9 protein-coding genes are annotated in these 13737 nt (G+C 73.4%); 5 read left to right on the top strand and 4 right to left on the bottom strand.

Translation table 11 applies throughout. The features are described 5' to 3' along the window. Positions 1-124 precede the first annotated feature (124 nt). Positions 125-1123 (top strand): hypothetical protein, encoded by a 999-nt coding sequence (locus HZZ00_RS17680; protein WP_257585864.1) that lies wholly within the window; start codon positions 125-127, stop codon positions 1121-1123. Between the two features lie 155 nt (positions 1124-1278). Here the strand turns inward: HZZ00_RS17680 and HZZ00_RS17675 are convergent, their stop codons facing one another. Continuing rightward, positions 1279-1692 (bottom strand): hypothetical protein, encoded by a 414-nt coding sequence (locus HZZ00_RS17675; protein ID WP_180333093.1) that lies wholly within the window; start codon positions 1690-1692, stop codon positions 1279-1281. A gap of 82 nt (positions 1693-1774) precedes the next feature. Further along, positions 1775-2602 (bottom strand): alpha/beta fold hydrolase, encoded by an 828-nt coding sequence (locus HZZ00_RS17670; RefSeq protein ID WP_180333092.1) that lies wholly within the window; start codon positions 2600-2602, stop codon positions 1775-1777. A gap of 321 nt (positions 2603-2923) precedes the next feature. Between HZZ00_RS17670 and HZZ00_RS17665 the strand changes: the two genes are divergently transcribed. From HZZ00_RS17665 to HZZ00_RS17655, 3 genes are all read left to right on the top strand, one after another. Next, positions 2924-3403, top strand: a complete 480-nt coding sequence (locus tag HZZ00_RS17665) for an ATP-binding protein (protein WP_180333091.1) — start codon at positions 2924-2926, stop codon at positions 3401-3403. Between the two features lie 335 nt (positions 3404-3738). After that, the gene (locus HZZ00_RS17660) at positions 3739-4203 is read left to right on the top strand and encodes a hypothetical protein (protein ID WP_180333090.1); all 465 of its coding nucleotides are present in this window, start codon (positions 3739-3741) and stop codon (positions 4201-4203) included. A gap of 7 nt (positions 4204-4210) precedes the next feature. Then, positions 4211-7609, top strand: coding sequence for a CHAT domain-containing protein (locus HZZ00_RS17655; protein ID WP_180333089.1), 3399 nt, complete (start codon positions 4211-4213; stop codon positions 7607-7609). Positions 7610-7615: 6 nt separating this feature from the next. Here the strand turns inward: HZZ00_RS17655 and HZZ00_RS17650 are convergent, their stop codons facing one another. Together HZZ00_RS17650 and HZZ00_RS17645 are read right to left on the bottom strand one after the other, a co-directional pair. Then, positions 7616-8902 carry a hypothetical protein gene (locus HZZ00_RS17650; RefSeq protein WP_180333088.1) on the bottom strand — a complete coding sequence of 429 codons (1287 nt, stop codon included), beginning with the start codon at positions 8900-8902 and terminating at the stop codon, positions 7616-7618. 287 nt (positions 8903-9189) lie between these two features. Then, positions 9190-9693 (bottom strand): hypothetical protein, encoded by a 504-nt coding sequence (locus HZZ00_RS17645; RefSeq protein ID WP_180333087.1) that lies wholly within the window; start codon positions 9691-9693, stop codon positions 9190-9192. A 233-nt stretch (positions 9694-9926) separates the two neighbouring features. On the opposite strand from HZZ00_RS17645, the gene HZZ00_RS17640 reads away from it, so the two are divergent. Beyond that, the gene (locus tag HZZ00_RS17640; protein WP_180333086.1) at positions 9927-13688 is read left to right on the top strand and encodes a hypothetical protein; all 3762 of its coding nucleotides are present in this window, start codon (positions 9927-9929) and stop codon (positions 13686-13688) included. Positions 13689-13737 lie beyond the last annotated feature (49 nt).

Raw genomic sequence — 13737 nt, 5'->3', positions numbered from 1 at the left:
GGCGGACGGACACGGACGTCGAGGCCACCAGGAAGAGACTCGGGACCGTGGAGCGGGGAGGGGCGGCATGACGGGCAGCAGTCCTGTGACCGGTTCGGACGATCGCCGGGCCGGTCCTTCCGTCGTGGCCGAGAGCCTGAGGATCACCGGCCACCACCGGCGTCCCGTGTTCGGCTCCGCCTTCCTTGCCTGCGCGGCGGCTCTGCTCGTCGGCGGGGGAATCGTGGCAGGCGCCTTCGCCGCCTCGTGGGGACTCTTCCTGGAAGCCGGAAGAGCCGCAGAGCGCTCCATCGACTACGAGGATTCCTACGTCGCGTACAGCGACCAATGGGACGGCCTCGTCAAGGTCGCGTTCTGTGTGTACCCGCTCCTGCTCCTCGTCGCGATGGTCTTGATCGCCTGGCTGCTCACCGCCCAGGCAGTGATCGTCGTCCACGCGCGGGAACGGACGGCGGCGGGCACGGACTCGCGCGGGGCCCCCGGCACGCTCACCCTCCGCGCCCTGTGGCGCCGCTCCCGTCCGCACTTGGGCGCCGCCTTCCGCGTCCAGTCGCTCACCCTGCTGTGCGCCCTCTTTCCGGGGCTGGCGGGCCTACTCGTGCTGGCCGTCATCGACATGGGGATGGTGCCCGGGGTCGTGTGGCCCACGTACCACGATCCCGCGACCTTGCGGTTCATCCTGGTGGGCCGGATGCTGCCCGTCGTGATCTGGGCGCTCGGACTCGTCCTCCTCTCCCGTTTCGCACTGGCCACCGCGATACGGGTGACGGACAGCTCCTCGGCGACGGCCGCGATGCGCCGTTCCTGGACGCTGACCCGCACGGCGCGTCTCCACACCGCTGCGATCCATCTGCTGAGCACGGCCGCGGTCGCCGTCACCTTCACGGTGCTGAGATGGCTCGGGACGTTCGTGGCGCACTGGGCGGGGCTGCTCATGCTGGCCACCACCGGGAACAACGTGTGGGTCACCGGCGTCCTCGTCGTCATCACCCCGATCGCGGTGGCGCTCGTGCTGCTGCCCCTGGTGCTCGCACCGACGGGCGTCGTGCTCGCGTGCTTGCGCGAGCGGCTCGACGGCCGCGCGGGAAGAGCCCTGGTATCGCCCGGTGCCCCGATCGGGTGAAGCCTCAGCGAGCGGGCACGGGAACCGGGCCGGCCGCTTGGACCGGGCTGACGTGCCCCCGTCCCCCGCCCGGACAACCGGCCGGTGTCAACGCCGGCCAACGGTGACCGGAAGGCCGCGGAAGCGGCCATCACCGACTCGTGACCAGGAGCGCGTCAGCGGGGCCTGCGGCGCGGGCCGCGGACGAGAAGCGGAACGGCCAGGAGGAACAATGCTCCTTCCACGGCGAGACTGACCAGTCCGAGCGGCTCGGTCCAGTTGCCGACGTCGTCCCTGTAGTGGGGCAAACCCGGTCCCCGGGAGAGGACGTAGCCCAGGAGGGGTCCGGCGGCGACCCCCGCTGCCAGCAGCCATCCCGCTCGGACACGTCCGGCCAGGAGCAGCACCGCGGCGACCACGCCGGCGATCTCGAGGACGTGGTAGGCGATGCCGATGTAGTAGGGGTCCCTGGTGACGGTGAAACCGCCTTGGTCGACGACATGGATACCGGCCACCACCAGGCACAGCAGCGCTCCCGCCCACCTTGCCGGCCAACCGGCCCCCGGTGCTTCCACGGTGAGGTCCGACATGCGCTCGTGTCCCTCTTTTTCGTCCACGCCGTCGCGGCCTGTCCCGATCAGGGGCCCTCCGTCACTGCCCGGATCGTGCCGGTCAGCGACGGAGGAACTCGATCAGGTCCTTGTTGAAGCGGTCCTTGTCGCCGGGGACCATGGCGATGCCGTGGGAGCCGCCCTCGTACACCTTGAGTTCGGCGTCGGTGATGATCTCGGCGGACTTGCGGCCGGTGGCGTCGATGGGGACGACCTGGTCGTCGTCGCCGTGGACGACGAGGGTGGGGATGTCGAACTTCTTCAGGTCGTCGGTGAAGTCGGTGTAGGCGAAGGCGTCCACGCAGCGCACGCCGCCCTCGATGGTCTGCGCCATGGCCATGTACCAGAAGGCGTCCTTGTTGCCCTGCGTGACCTTGCTGCCGGGGCGGTTGGCGGAGAAGAAGCCCTCCGCGGTGTCCTTCCAGAACTGTGAGCGCTCGTTGAGGATGCCGTTCTTGATCGAGTCGAACACCTCGTCCGGTACGCCTTCGGGGTTGTCCTTGGACTTCGCCATGATGGGCGGGACCGCGGAGAGCAGCACTGCCGAGTGCAGGCGCCTGGTGCCGTGACGGCCGATGTAGCGGGCGAGTTCGCCGCCGCCCATGGAGTGGGCGACAAGGGTGACGTCAGTGAGATCGAGGTCGTTGATCAGGTCGTCGAGGTCGTCGGCGAAGGTGTCGAAGTCGTAGCCGTCCCAGACGGGGGTGGAGCGTCCGTGGCCGCGGCGGTCGTGGGCGATGCCCCGGAAGCCGGCGTCGGCGACCGCTTTGAGCTGGTCCTGCCAGGCGTCGCCGTTGAGCGGCCAGCCGTGGATGAACACGACCGGGCGTCCGCTGCCCCAGTCCTTGTAGAAGATCTCGACTCCGTCGCGGGTGGCGCACACCGGCATGATCAGGTCCTCTCGGCGATGGATTCGGGGACGCCCCCGACGGAGGCGCGGGCCGGCCGGTGCCACGCGTCGCCGGCCGGCAAGGGCCCACGACGGCGTCCGCGAGCACCTGCGATTCGGCCTCCCTGCCACTATCCGAGCTTGACGCACAGGCGGCAAACCGGGCATTACCAGCGTATCGAGTGAAACACGTTGACCAACGTCCGCCCGGCGATGGCCGGCAGCACACCTGGGTGCACTTCACCTCGACGGGTACTGAGGGTGCGGTTGCGGGGTATGCGGGCGGGGCAAGGACAGCGCTTCGGAAGTGAGGCGAACCCCATGGATCTGCATGGGCAGAATGAGGGACACCAGCCGCTGGTGGACCATGCGATATCGGTGTCTGCCGAGTTCGAGGGCGACGAGGGCATCGCGGCGGCTCGTGCTCTGGCTCGGTCGTTTCTGGCAGACCTGCGGACCGGGCACGGAATGACTGTGTCCGCCAGTGCGGAGGGCATGGTGCAGCTGGTCGTGAGCGAGCTGGTGACCAACGCCCGCAAGTACGCGCCGGGCCCGTGCCTGCTGTCCCTGGAGATCCGGGAAGGGGCCGTACAGGTGTCGGTGTGGGACAGCGAGCCGTGTCTGCCCGTCGCCCGGACGGCCGACCCGGGCCGGGTGGGCCAGCATGGACTGGAGATCGTCGTGGCGGTCTGCCGCAGTTTCGAGATGCACCGGGAGCCGGTCGGCAAGCGGATCACGGCGACCGTGATGCTGGCCGACGACGCGGTCGGCGACGAGGGCAGCGACGACATCCGGCGTTGATCAGGCCGCCGGGCCAGCGAGCGGTCGGTCAGCCCCGGCCGGGTACCGGAACAGGAAGGGGCTTCCCCCGTGAGGCCGGGAACGAAAAAGGGGAGGCAGCGGGCGCTCGGCGCGGACGCGGATGTGGCTCTCGCAGGGGCTCATGGGGCGCGGACCGAGGCACGGGCCGCTCTTCTCAGGCGCCGTGCAGGCACGGACACCGCACGGCCGGTGCGAGCCGGGGAAGAGGGGGTCCCGGGTCGGCACCGTACGGGGTCCGGTCGTTCCCGGTACTCGGAGTGACGAGTCGTTCGTACACTGCCCCGCCGCGCGCCGCGGCGGGGCAGACTTGGTGCATGTCGCAGCGAGACGAGTTGGTGCGGGAGATTGGTGCGCTCTCCGACGCGGAGGCCGTCCGGGCGCTGTCGGTGCTGGTGGAGGATCGGGGGCTGCTGTCCTCGGCCCGGGAGATCGGCCCGGCGCAGGCGGAGTTGGGGCAGGCGCTGAGGGCGGCGGGGATCGAGCCGGTTGAGGGCGGGGGCGAAGGGGATGTGGCGCGGGCTGCGTTGGAGTATGCCGCGCTGCAGGGGGACGGCGCCGTCGCGGAGGCCGTGGAGTACGTGCGGTCGCCGATGGAGCGGTTCGACCCCGTGTCCGTCGCCGTGGGGGCGCTGGCCGTCACGCTGTTGCAGACCGAGGTGGTGGTCGACCGGGACCGGAGGGGGCGGTGGAAGGTGACCGTGCACAAGCGGGCGTTGAAGGACGCGGCACTCGCGCGGGTGCTCACGGCGTTGCTGTCTCACCTCACCAACGGCAAGTAGCGCTGCGGTGGCCATCTCCGCGAGGGCGCCGTACGCGTGGCGGTGCGAGCAGTGCGGACGGCCGTGCGAGGAACCGGTGTGGCGCGTCGTGGACAGCCGGGAGCGGGGTGACGTCCTCGAAAGTCCCGATGGTCCGGACGGGTTCGGGTACGGGCTGTGCTGGGTGGACTGCCCCGGCTGCGGCACCCGGGCGCACATCGAGGCGCCGGTGCTGGTGCTGCGCGCCGGAGCGGTCGTGCCGGCGCTGTTCGCCACCTCCGTCGCGGAGCTCCAGCGGGACGCCACGGCGAGCGCGGCCGCCCTGGTGGAGGAGGCACGGCTCGCCGGGGCCTTCGCCCGGGGAGCGTTCGGCGGGAACGTGGTCGGGCTCCCGCGCAGGCTGCTGCCGTTCGCGCTGAGCCGTGACGTGGAGCGTGACCTGGCGGATCCCGAGGCGGCATGCGGGGAGTTGACGCCGTACGGGCCGCCCACCGTGGAGAACTACCGGATCTTCCTGCGGAACGTCGCCGAGGAACTGGCGGACAACGGGGCCGGGAAGCTGCTGTACGCCGTCACGGTGACCATGCCGGATCGGCTCGCCGAGCTGGTCCGGACGCAGCCCCGGCTCACCGACGGCACCCAGGTCCGCGACGCGGGGGCGGCGGAGCTGCGCCGGGTCGCCGGCACCCCGCTGGAGGCTCCGCTGCGGCTGCGGCAGCGATTGCTGGAGGACCTGTGCGGTGGCCGCGTTCCCGTGGAGGAAGCCGTCGAGCGGTACGCGGCGTCGCTGGCCGCGTTCGGGCAGGGGCTGCGGGAGCGGCTGCACACCCTGTACGACCGGGCCCGGGGCGAGCAAGGCGCAAAGGCCGTTCCCCTGGTCCGGGAGGCGCTCGAACTCGCCGGGCAGCTCGGCGAGACGGACATGGAGACCGAACTCGCCGCCCATCTGGGCGCGTTGCTCGTCGGCACCCTGCACACCGCGCATCCGGCCGACCCGGCCGAGGCGATGCGGGTGCTCCAACTCGCCCTGGACCGGCTGCCGGAGGGCTCCCTCCCCTGGGCCGAGATCGCCACCAACCTCGCCTCGCTCCAGCAATTCCGCGCCGACGGCGACCGCGTGGAGCGCTGGGAGTACGCCCACGAGCTGCTCGCCCGTGCCGAAGCCGCGGTGGACCGCCGTACCCACCGCGAACTCTGGGCCCGGGTGCGGACCAACCACGGGCTGCTGCTCGGGCAACGCCCGGGCGGCGGCAGAGACGATCTCACCCTCGGCATCGAGCACCTGCGGGCCGCGCTGGGCGAACACTCTCCGAGGCGCAACCGCGTCGACTGGTCCTTCAACCTGATCAACCTCGGGGTGCTCCTCTTCCGGCGCGGTGGTCCCGGCGACCTGCGCGAGGCCGAGCGGTGCTATCGAAGCGCCCTCGGCCGGCTGCGCCCCGACGACGATCCCGTCCTGTGGTCGCAGCTCCAGTGCAACCTGGCCGATCTGCTCCTCTCCCCCGAACGGGACACGGCCGACCCGCACGGCGCCCATGCGGCCGCCTCCGCCGTCGTCGCCTTCGCCGCCGCGCACCCGGGGCTCCTCGACACCAGTCGCGCTGCCTGGCTCCTGGCCCGCACCGCCGACCTGCTCGACGCTCCGGGCAGCGCCGAGCGCGCCCGGCTGCGGCGCACCGTGCTGTGCGCCGTACCGCCGCGCGTCTCCCCCTCCCTGCATCTGTCCATCGCCCGGGAGGCGATCAGCGCGCTGGCCGACGCCGGGGACTGGGCCGGCGCGGCCGATGTGGCGGCGGACATGCTGGTCGCCGTGCACGCGCTCTACGACGCACAGGTCACCGCCGCCGCCCGTCGCGGCGTGCTGCTCATGACGCGCGGAACCGCCCGCCAGGCCGCTTTCCTGCTGGCCCGCGCTGGGCGTCCGAACCGCGCGGTCGAGGCGATCGAACGCGGGCTCGCCCGCGAGTTGTCGGTGGCGGCCGGGCGGGACACGGTGGACCTGGAGGCGCTGCAACGCGTCGATCCGCGGGCGGCCCGCCGGTACGAGGAGGCGCGCGAGCGCTACCGAGTGGTGGCCGCCGCAGTGGCAGGGACCAGCGTCGGCCCCGGTCACGCCGGCGACGGTCCGGAGGTAACGGGCACCGGCTCGCACAGTGGATCCGTCGCCTCGGTGCAGGCGCAGGCCGCGGCCGAGCGGGGTGTGCGGGCGGCGGTCGATGAGATCCGGGCGATCCCCGGGTTCGAGGGGTTCCTGCGCACGACGGAGGTGGCGGACGTCGTCCGGGCCGCCGGCGGGATGCCGCTCGCCTACCTGGTGAACTCGCCGTGGGGCAGCTGCGTCCTCCTCGTCCCGCGCGACCACGAGGAAGGCGTGCGTGCCGTCCTCGTCCCCGAGGTGACCAGTGCCACGATCGCCAAGCTGCTGACCCTGGACCCGGACGCCCCCGCGGAGGGGCTCTTCCTGGTCCAGCAGGCCGGTGCGCTCAGGCGGCGCCGTGAACTCCCCCTGGCCGTGGATCGGTTGCGGGCACTCGCCCCGCTGCTGCGGCCCCTCGCCGGGCTGCTCGCCGAGGACCCGGGACACGAAGCGGTCGTCGTACCGACCGGGCTGCTGGGGCATGTGCCGCTGCACTCCGTACCGGTGGGGCCGGACAATGAACTCCTGGACGACATCGGCACGTTGACCCTCGCCCCGTCGGCCGGTGCGTACGCGGCCGCGCGGGCCGCCGCGGCGCGGCCGGCACCGTCCGTGCCGTGCCTGGTCGCCGTGTCCGACCCCGACGGCTCGCTGCCCGGTGCCCGCAGCGAACTCGCCGAGATCCGGACGCTGTTCGAGCCGACCGGGCAGACCGTGGCCGCCGTGGGCGCCGAGGCCACGGTCGGGTGGCTGCTGGAGCACCTCGCCGAGGCGTCGTACCTCCACCTGAGCTGTCACGGGACCGCGGAACTCGTCGGCCGAGGCGGGTCCTTGGTACTCGCGGACGGCGTCTTGGACATGGAGGCCCTCGTGAGGTGCCGGCTTCCCTCCTGCCGGCTGGTGGTGGCGGGCGCCTGTCAGACCGGGCGGTACGAGGTCGTCGACGCGCCCGACGAGTTCACCGGGCTGCCGGGCGGCTTCCTCCAGGCGGGGGCCGCGTGCGCGATCACCAGCCTGTGGCAGGTGAACGACCTGGCGACCGCGCTCTTGATGACCCGTCTGTACGAGCTGCTCGCCCCCGGCGCGGACGGCGAGGAGCCGGTGTCCGCGCTGCGCCGGGCGCGGACCTGGCTGCGGCGGCTGACCTGGGACGGCCTCGACCGCTACACCGAGACGCATCCGCATCTCAGGGCGTCGACCGGGCAGTACGCCCGGCCGGGGCACGCTCCGGACGAGTGTCCCTTCGCCTCCCCCGTCCACTGGGCCGCGTTCACGGCGTGGGGGGTGTGAGCCGGGTCAGCCCCTGTAGGTGGGGCCGAGCCGGTCGAGCGTGTAGTGGGCGTCGGGGTTGGTGGGCGACCGCGGGGCCCTGACCTCCATGAGGGTGTAGCGGCCGCCGGACAGCCCGGAGACGACGACCGTGGCGGCCGAGGCGACTTCCCGCCCGGCGGCGCAACTGGGCTGGCAGACCACCTCGGTGACCATCCCGTGTGCGGTGGCCGTGGCGTCGCCCCAGCCGGTCCACACCAGGTCGTGCAGCATGGCCGTGCCGTCCCCGCAGAGCAGCAGGAGCGAGACGGGCTCGGTCAGCGGTTTGCCCTCGCAGTCGTTGATCGCGCCGGTCCGCCTGGTCCGCTCGGGGCTGGGCGGCGGGGCCTGGCTGGTGGGCGTGGCCGGCTGGGTGGACGGCTCCGGGTCTTCGCTCGGCTCCTCGCTGGGAGTCGACTGCTGCGGCGGTGCCGCGCTCACGCTCGGCTGGAGCCGAGTCGGTCCGCTGGTCACGGGGGTGTCCGCGGTAGGGGCGCCGCCGTCGCGGCCGGGTACCAGGATCAGCAGCGCCGTGACGACCACGCCGACGAGGGCCGCGGCGACGATCACGAGGGCGAGCCGGGCGCCGAAGAGGCCGCGCGGCCTCGGGTGCGGGGGCGCCTCGGCCGGCGTGCCCGCAGGCGGTGCGTCCGAAGGCGGCACGTCTGCGATCACGGCGTCCGGGATCACGTCGTCCGTGGGCGAGCCGGTGCCGCCGGGGCTTTTCACCGGGGTGGTCAGCCCGTCCACTTCGACCGTCCAGACGGGTGGCTCGGGTGTCAGCGTACCGATGAGCGCGAGGACTTGTTCCGGTGTCGCCCGCTCCCGCGGGTCCTCGGCCAGGCACACGGTGACCACTTGGCGCAGCCGCACCGGCAGCTTGCCGACATCGGGCCGCCCGTTGCCGCTCACGCCGGTGTACGCCGCGACCAGCAGCATCCCGAGGGCGATCATGTCGGCCGCGGGCGCGTACGACCCCCCGCCGTTCCCCTGCGCGTCCCCCGTCAACCGGGCCCCGCTCCGCGTCAGCAGCACGTTCTGGGCCCGCACGTTCCCGTGCCCCCGCCCGGCCCGGTGCAGCACGGAGAGCGCCCCGGCCAGGCCCGCCGCGATCCACAGCACCGCGTCCTCCGGCAGACCGCCGGAGGCGCCGACGACCTGCGCGAGCGAGGGCGCGGGCCCGTCGCCGTCCCGGCGCGCCAGTTCCCCGCCGCCCCGCGTCTTCCCCTGCCCCGACCCGGCGCTTTCCGGGTCGCTCCCCGCCGAACGCCTCATCCCGTCCCCATGACCAGAAAGAAGTTCCAGGACGAGTCTGACCGGAACCGACCCCGGCTACAAGGATGAGGACACCGCGGCAGCCACCCTTCACCACACCGACACCCACCGAGCCGTCGGCGGGTCGGCGGCAAGGCGCCGTTCCGGGGCGGGCATCGGCATGGGGAACGAGCAGGGCACTCGACCACCACGCCGCCGAGTGCCCTGCCCGTTCCGGGCCCGGGCCGGGCCCGGACGGGTCGCCGCCCGGGCCCGGCCGTTGCGGCCGCGGTGGTGGCGCGCCGGGGTCAGTACAGGTGGATGTAGCCGTGGCAGGTGTCGAAGGGGGTGTGGATGGTGACCTTCACGTAGGGGTGCCGGCGCTTGGCGACGGCGACGTCCTTGGTCTGCGAGTCGTGGGCCGTGGGGAAGCCGCGCTCCTCCATCCAGAGCTTCTGGATGGTGGTCCGGCCGCCGTCGGCCCGCCAGATGGCGGACGCGGTCATGAACTTCAGGCCGATCTCGTCCTTGAGGTACGTCTCACGGAGCATGGTGCGGTTGTTGTCGTAGTCGCGGTACCACACCTTCACACGTCCGCCGCCGCAGCTGAAGGACTTGTACTTGTTGACGGTCTTGACGGTCTTGACGGTCTTGACGGACTTGACGGACTTGACGGTCTCGGCGGTCTTCGGAGCGGTCGAGGCGTGCGCGGGTGCCGGGTTGTCGAGGGCCTGGGCGGCCGGTCCGCTGACGGCCGCGATAGCGCACAGCGCGGAGCCGAGGGCGAGCGCGGCGCGCTTGGTGGTGTTCATGGTGACGGTTTCCTTCCGGTACGGGTGGTGGATGTCCGGCCGGCTCCCCCGCGGTGCCGCCGGGGTTCGGCCTCGGCACCGAGTCCACCCCCGGCGGCATTGAATGGCAGGCCCGTTTGACCAGCCGGATCAATGCCCCGGAACCGGGGGCCCGCGGTTGCCGTCCCATACCGGGGGCCGCCGCACCGGGGCAGCCGAGTGGTTCGCGGGACGGCAACGGGGAGGCGGGGCACATGGCGGGACGACCCGAAAGGCCGCTGGACCCCGCCGAGGGCCCCTTACAGCGCCTGGCGTTCGACCTGCGCAAGCTCCGTACGGACGCGGGGAGCCCGACGTACCGGCGGATGGCCGCCCGTACCGGAGCCGGTGCCAGCACCCTGTCGCAGGCGGCCGCCGGCGAGCGGCTGCCCACCCTGGCCACCGTGCTGGCATACGCGCAGGCGTGCGGCGGGGACCCGGCCGAGTGGGAGCGGCGCTGGCGGCAGGCGGCCCGTGAGGTGGTGGAGGAACCCCGTCCGAGCCAGGACGACACCGACGCGCCCTACCGGGGGTTGCGTCGGTTCGAGCCCGAGGACGCCGCCGTGTTCTTCGGCAGGGGGGTGCTGACCGCGCAGCTCGCGGCGAAGGTCCGCGAGCACCGGCTGGTCGCCGTGGTGGGCGCGTCGGGCAGCGGCAAGTCCTCGCTGTTGCGCGCCGGCCTCGTCCCCGCCCTCCGGGATGCGGGACCGTCCGCTCCGCGCCCCGCGGCGATCCGTATCCTCACTCCGGGCCATCGCCCTGCCGAACGCGCCGACCTGCTCGAACCGGCCGCCGGAGACGGCGAAACCCTGGTCGTCGTCGACCAGTTCGAGGAGTTGTTCACTCTCGGTGCCGAGCACGATGAGCGGAGCGCGTTCCTGGACCGGTTGGCGGGAGCCTGCGCGTCGGGCGGCCGGCTGCGGGCGGTGATCGCCGTGCGGGCGGACTTCTTCGGCCGCTGCGCCGAACACCCCGCCCTGGCGCACGCACTGCGTGAAGCCACACTGCTGGTGGGCCCGATGTCGTCCGCGGAGCTGCGCGAGGCCGTCGTCAGGCCCGCGTCGGCGGCCGGGCTGGTGGTCGAGCGGGAGCTGACCGCCAGGATCGTCGCCGAGGCCGAGGGCCGGCCCGGGAGCCTCCCGCTGGTCTCGCACGCCCTGCTGGAGACCTGGCGCCGCCGCCGCAGCCGCACGCTGACCCTGGAGATGTACGAGGCCGCGGGCGGTGTCGAGCAGGCCGTCACCCGGAGCGCCGAGGAGCTGTACCGCCGTCTCACACCGGACGAGGCCGCGGCCGCCCGGCGCATCCTGCTGCGCCTGGTGGCTCCTGGCGACGGCACGCCCGACACCCGCCGCCCCGTACCCCGCGCCGAACTCGACACCGGCCGGCCGGCGGACCGCCGGGTACGCGAACTCCTGGCCGGGGCCCGCCTGCTCACCTTGGACGGCGACGTCGTCGACCTCGCCCACGAGGTACTCGTCACCGCGTGGCCCCGCTACCGCGCCTGGATCGACGAGAGCCGTGAACGGCTGCGCACGCACCGCCGGCTGACCGAGGCCGCCCGCGGCTGGCACGACCTGGGCCGTGATCCCGGCGCCCTCTACCGCGGCGTCCGCCTGGCCACGGCCGAGGAAGCCTTCGCCGGACCCGAGCGGCAGGCCGACCTCAGCCCTGTGGAACGGTCGTTCCTCGACGCCTCCCTCGCCGTTCGCGACCAGGAGCTCCGTGCCGCGGCGCGCACCGCCCGCCGTCAGCGGCTGCTGACCGCGACACTGGCCGTGCTCCTGGTTCTGGCCACCACGGCCGGCCTGATCGCCTGGCAGCAGAGCCGCGCCAGCCGGGAGCAGCAGCGCGCGGCCGAAGCGGCCCGGCGGACCGCGCTGTCCCGCCAGCTCGCGGCGCAGTCGGCCGCCCTGTCCGCCACGGATCCGGACCTGGCGGCGCTGCTCGCCGTGCACGCCTACCGCACCAGCCCCACGGCCGAGGCGACAGCCGGTCTCTACGCGGCGGCCTCCTCCCCCCTCGCGCTGCGACTGGCCGGCCACACGGGTGTGGTCGAGGCGCTGGCCTTCAGTCCCGACGGACGCACCCTGGCCACCGCGAGCGACGACCGGACCGTACGCCTGTGGGACACCGCCACCGGCCGCACCCGCGCGACGCTGCCCGGACACCACGGCGCCGTGCTCTCGGTGGCCTTCAGTCCCGACGGGCGGCTGCTGGCCACCGGTGGAGCCGACCGCACGGTCCGCCTGTGGAACGCCGCCACCGGCCACGGCCTGCGGACCTGGTCCACCGGCGAAGTGCTCACGGGCAACGGCGTCAACGACCACGAGGAAAGCTCGGTGCCGGTCGTCTTCAGCCCCGACCACCGCACCCTGGTCACCGCCGACGCCGACGGCACCGTACAGCTGCGGGACACCGCCACCGGCCGCACTCGCGCCTCCTTCAACCTGCCCGCCGGGTCCGCGCCGTCCGACGGCGGCCCGGCGGCATCCGGCGGGGTGAAAGTGGTGTTCAGCGCCGACGGCAGCACCGCCGACGTCCTGGACCGGCTGAACGGCACACTGCGGCGGTGGGACATCGCCGCCGGGCGCCCCGTCCCCGGGCCCGTCCTGTCCGGTGGCGGCATCGAGGCCATCGCGCTCAGCGCGGACGGCGGCACTCTCGCCACCGGTCACGCCGACGGAGCCGTGGACCTGCGGAACAACGCCGCCGGGCGCCCGAGGGCCGCGCTCCCGGCCGCTCCCGGCCCGGACACAACGGTCACGGCCCTGGCCATCGGCCCGGACCGGCGCACCACGGCCGTCGTGAGGGACGACCACACCGCCCGCGTGGTGGACGCGCCGACCGGGTGGAGCACCGCGCTTCCCGGCCGCGTCGACTGGACCACGTCCGCCGCCTTCAGTCCGGACGGGCGTCTGCTGGCCACCGGAAGCAACGACGGCACCGTACGCCTGTGGGACATGACCGCCGTACGGCCCCGGCTGGCGCTGCCCGACCCCGGCGGGACCTGCCCGCCGGCCTTCAGTCCGGACGGGAGTCTGCTGGCCACCGGCGGCGAGGACGGCACCGTACGCGTGCGGGGCACCGCCACCGGCCGCCTGCGCGCCACCCCTGCCCGTTTCCACGGGGCCGTGACGGCACTGGCGTTCGTCGACCACGGACGCACACTGCTCATGGGCGGTGAGAACGGCACCGTACGCCGATGGGACACCACCACCGGCCGGCCGAGCGCCGCCTTCACCGTGCCCGGCAACTGGGCCACGTCCTTCAGCCGCGACGGACGCCTGATGGTCACGGCCGGCGCACCCGAGGACATCGACGACATGACGCAGCCCCTGACGCAGCCGGTACGGCTGTGGAACATCGCCACCGGCACACCCCGCGAACTCTGGGAGCGCCGGACAGCCCTCGACGGCATTGCGGTCCTCAGCGCCGACGCGCGCCTTGTGGCCACGGACGACGGCAGCGTACGCGTGTGGGACACCGCCACCGGCCGCTTGGCCGCCGCCATGACCGAGCCACCCGGCACCGGTTCGATGAGTTTCAGCCCGGACGGACACACCCTGGCCACCGGCGGCGACGACGGCGCCGTGCATCTCGGGGACACGGCCACCGGCGCTCCGCGGACCACGCTGAGCGGTACCAGGGCGATCGTGTCCCTCGCCTTCCGCCCCCGCGGCGGCCTTGTCGCCGCCGCCGACGACGACGGCACCGTACGCCTGTGGGACACCGCCACCGGCCAGGTTCAGCGGAGCTTCACCGGTCCCGGCCGGTCCCCGATGGTCTTCTTCAGTCCCGACGGGCACACCCTGGCCACCGACGACGGAAGCACGGTGTGGCTCTGGCCCGTCGCCTCCCCCGATCGGGCCGCGGCCGTCACCAAGATCTGCCACTCCCTGCACCGGGACCTCACGCCCCGGGAGCGCGCCCGCTACCTCCCCCTCGCCCGGTCCCGCCCCGTCTGCACCGTCTGACCCCGGCCCAGGGTGCGGTCCACAGCGTGGACCGTTCACGCGTCCGCCA

The organism is Streptomyces sp. NEAU-sy36 (assembly GCF_013423905.1).
GTDB lineage: Bacteria > Actinomycetota > Actinomycetes > Streptomycetales > Streptomycetaceae > Streptomyces > Streptomyces misionensis.
This window is presented reverse-complemented; position numbering and strand designations above follow the sequence as displayed.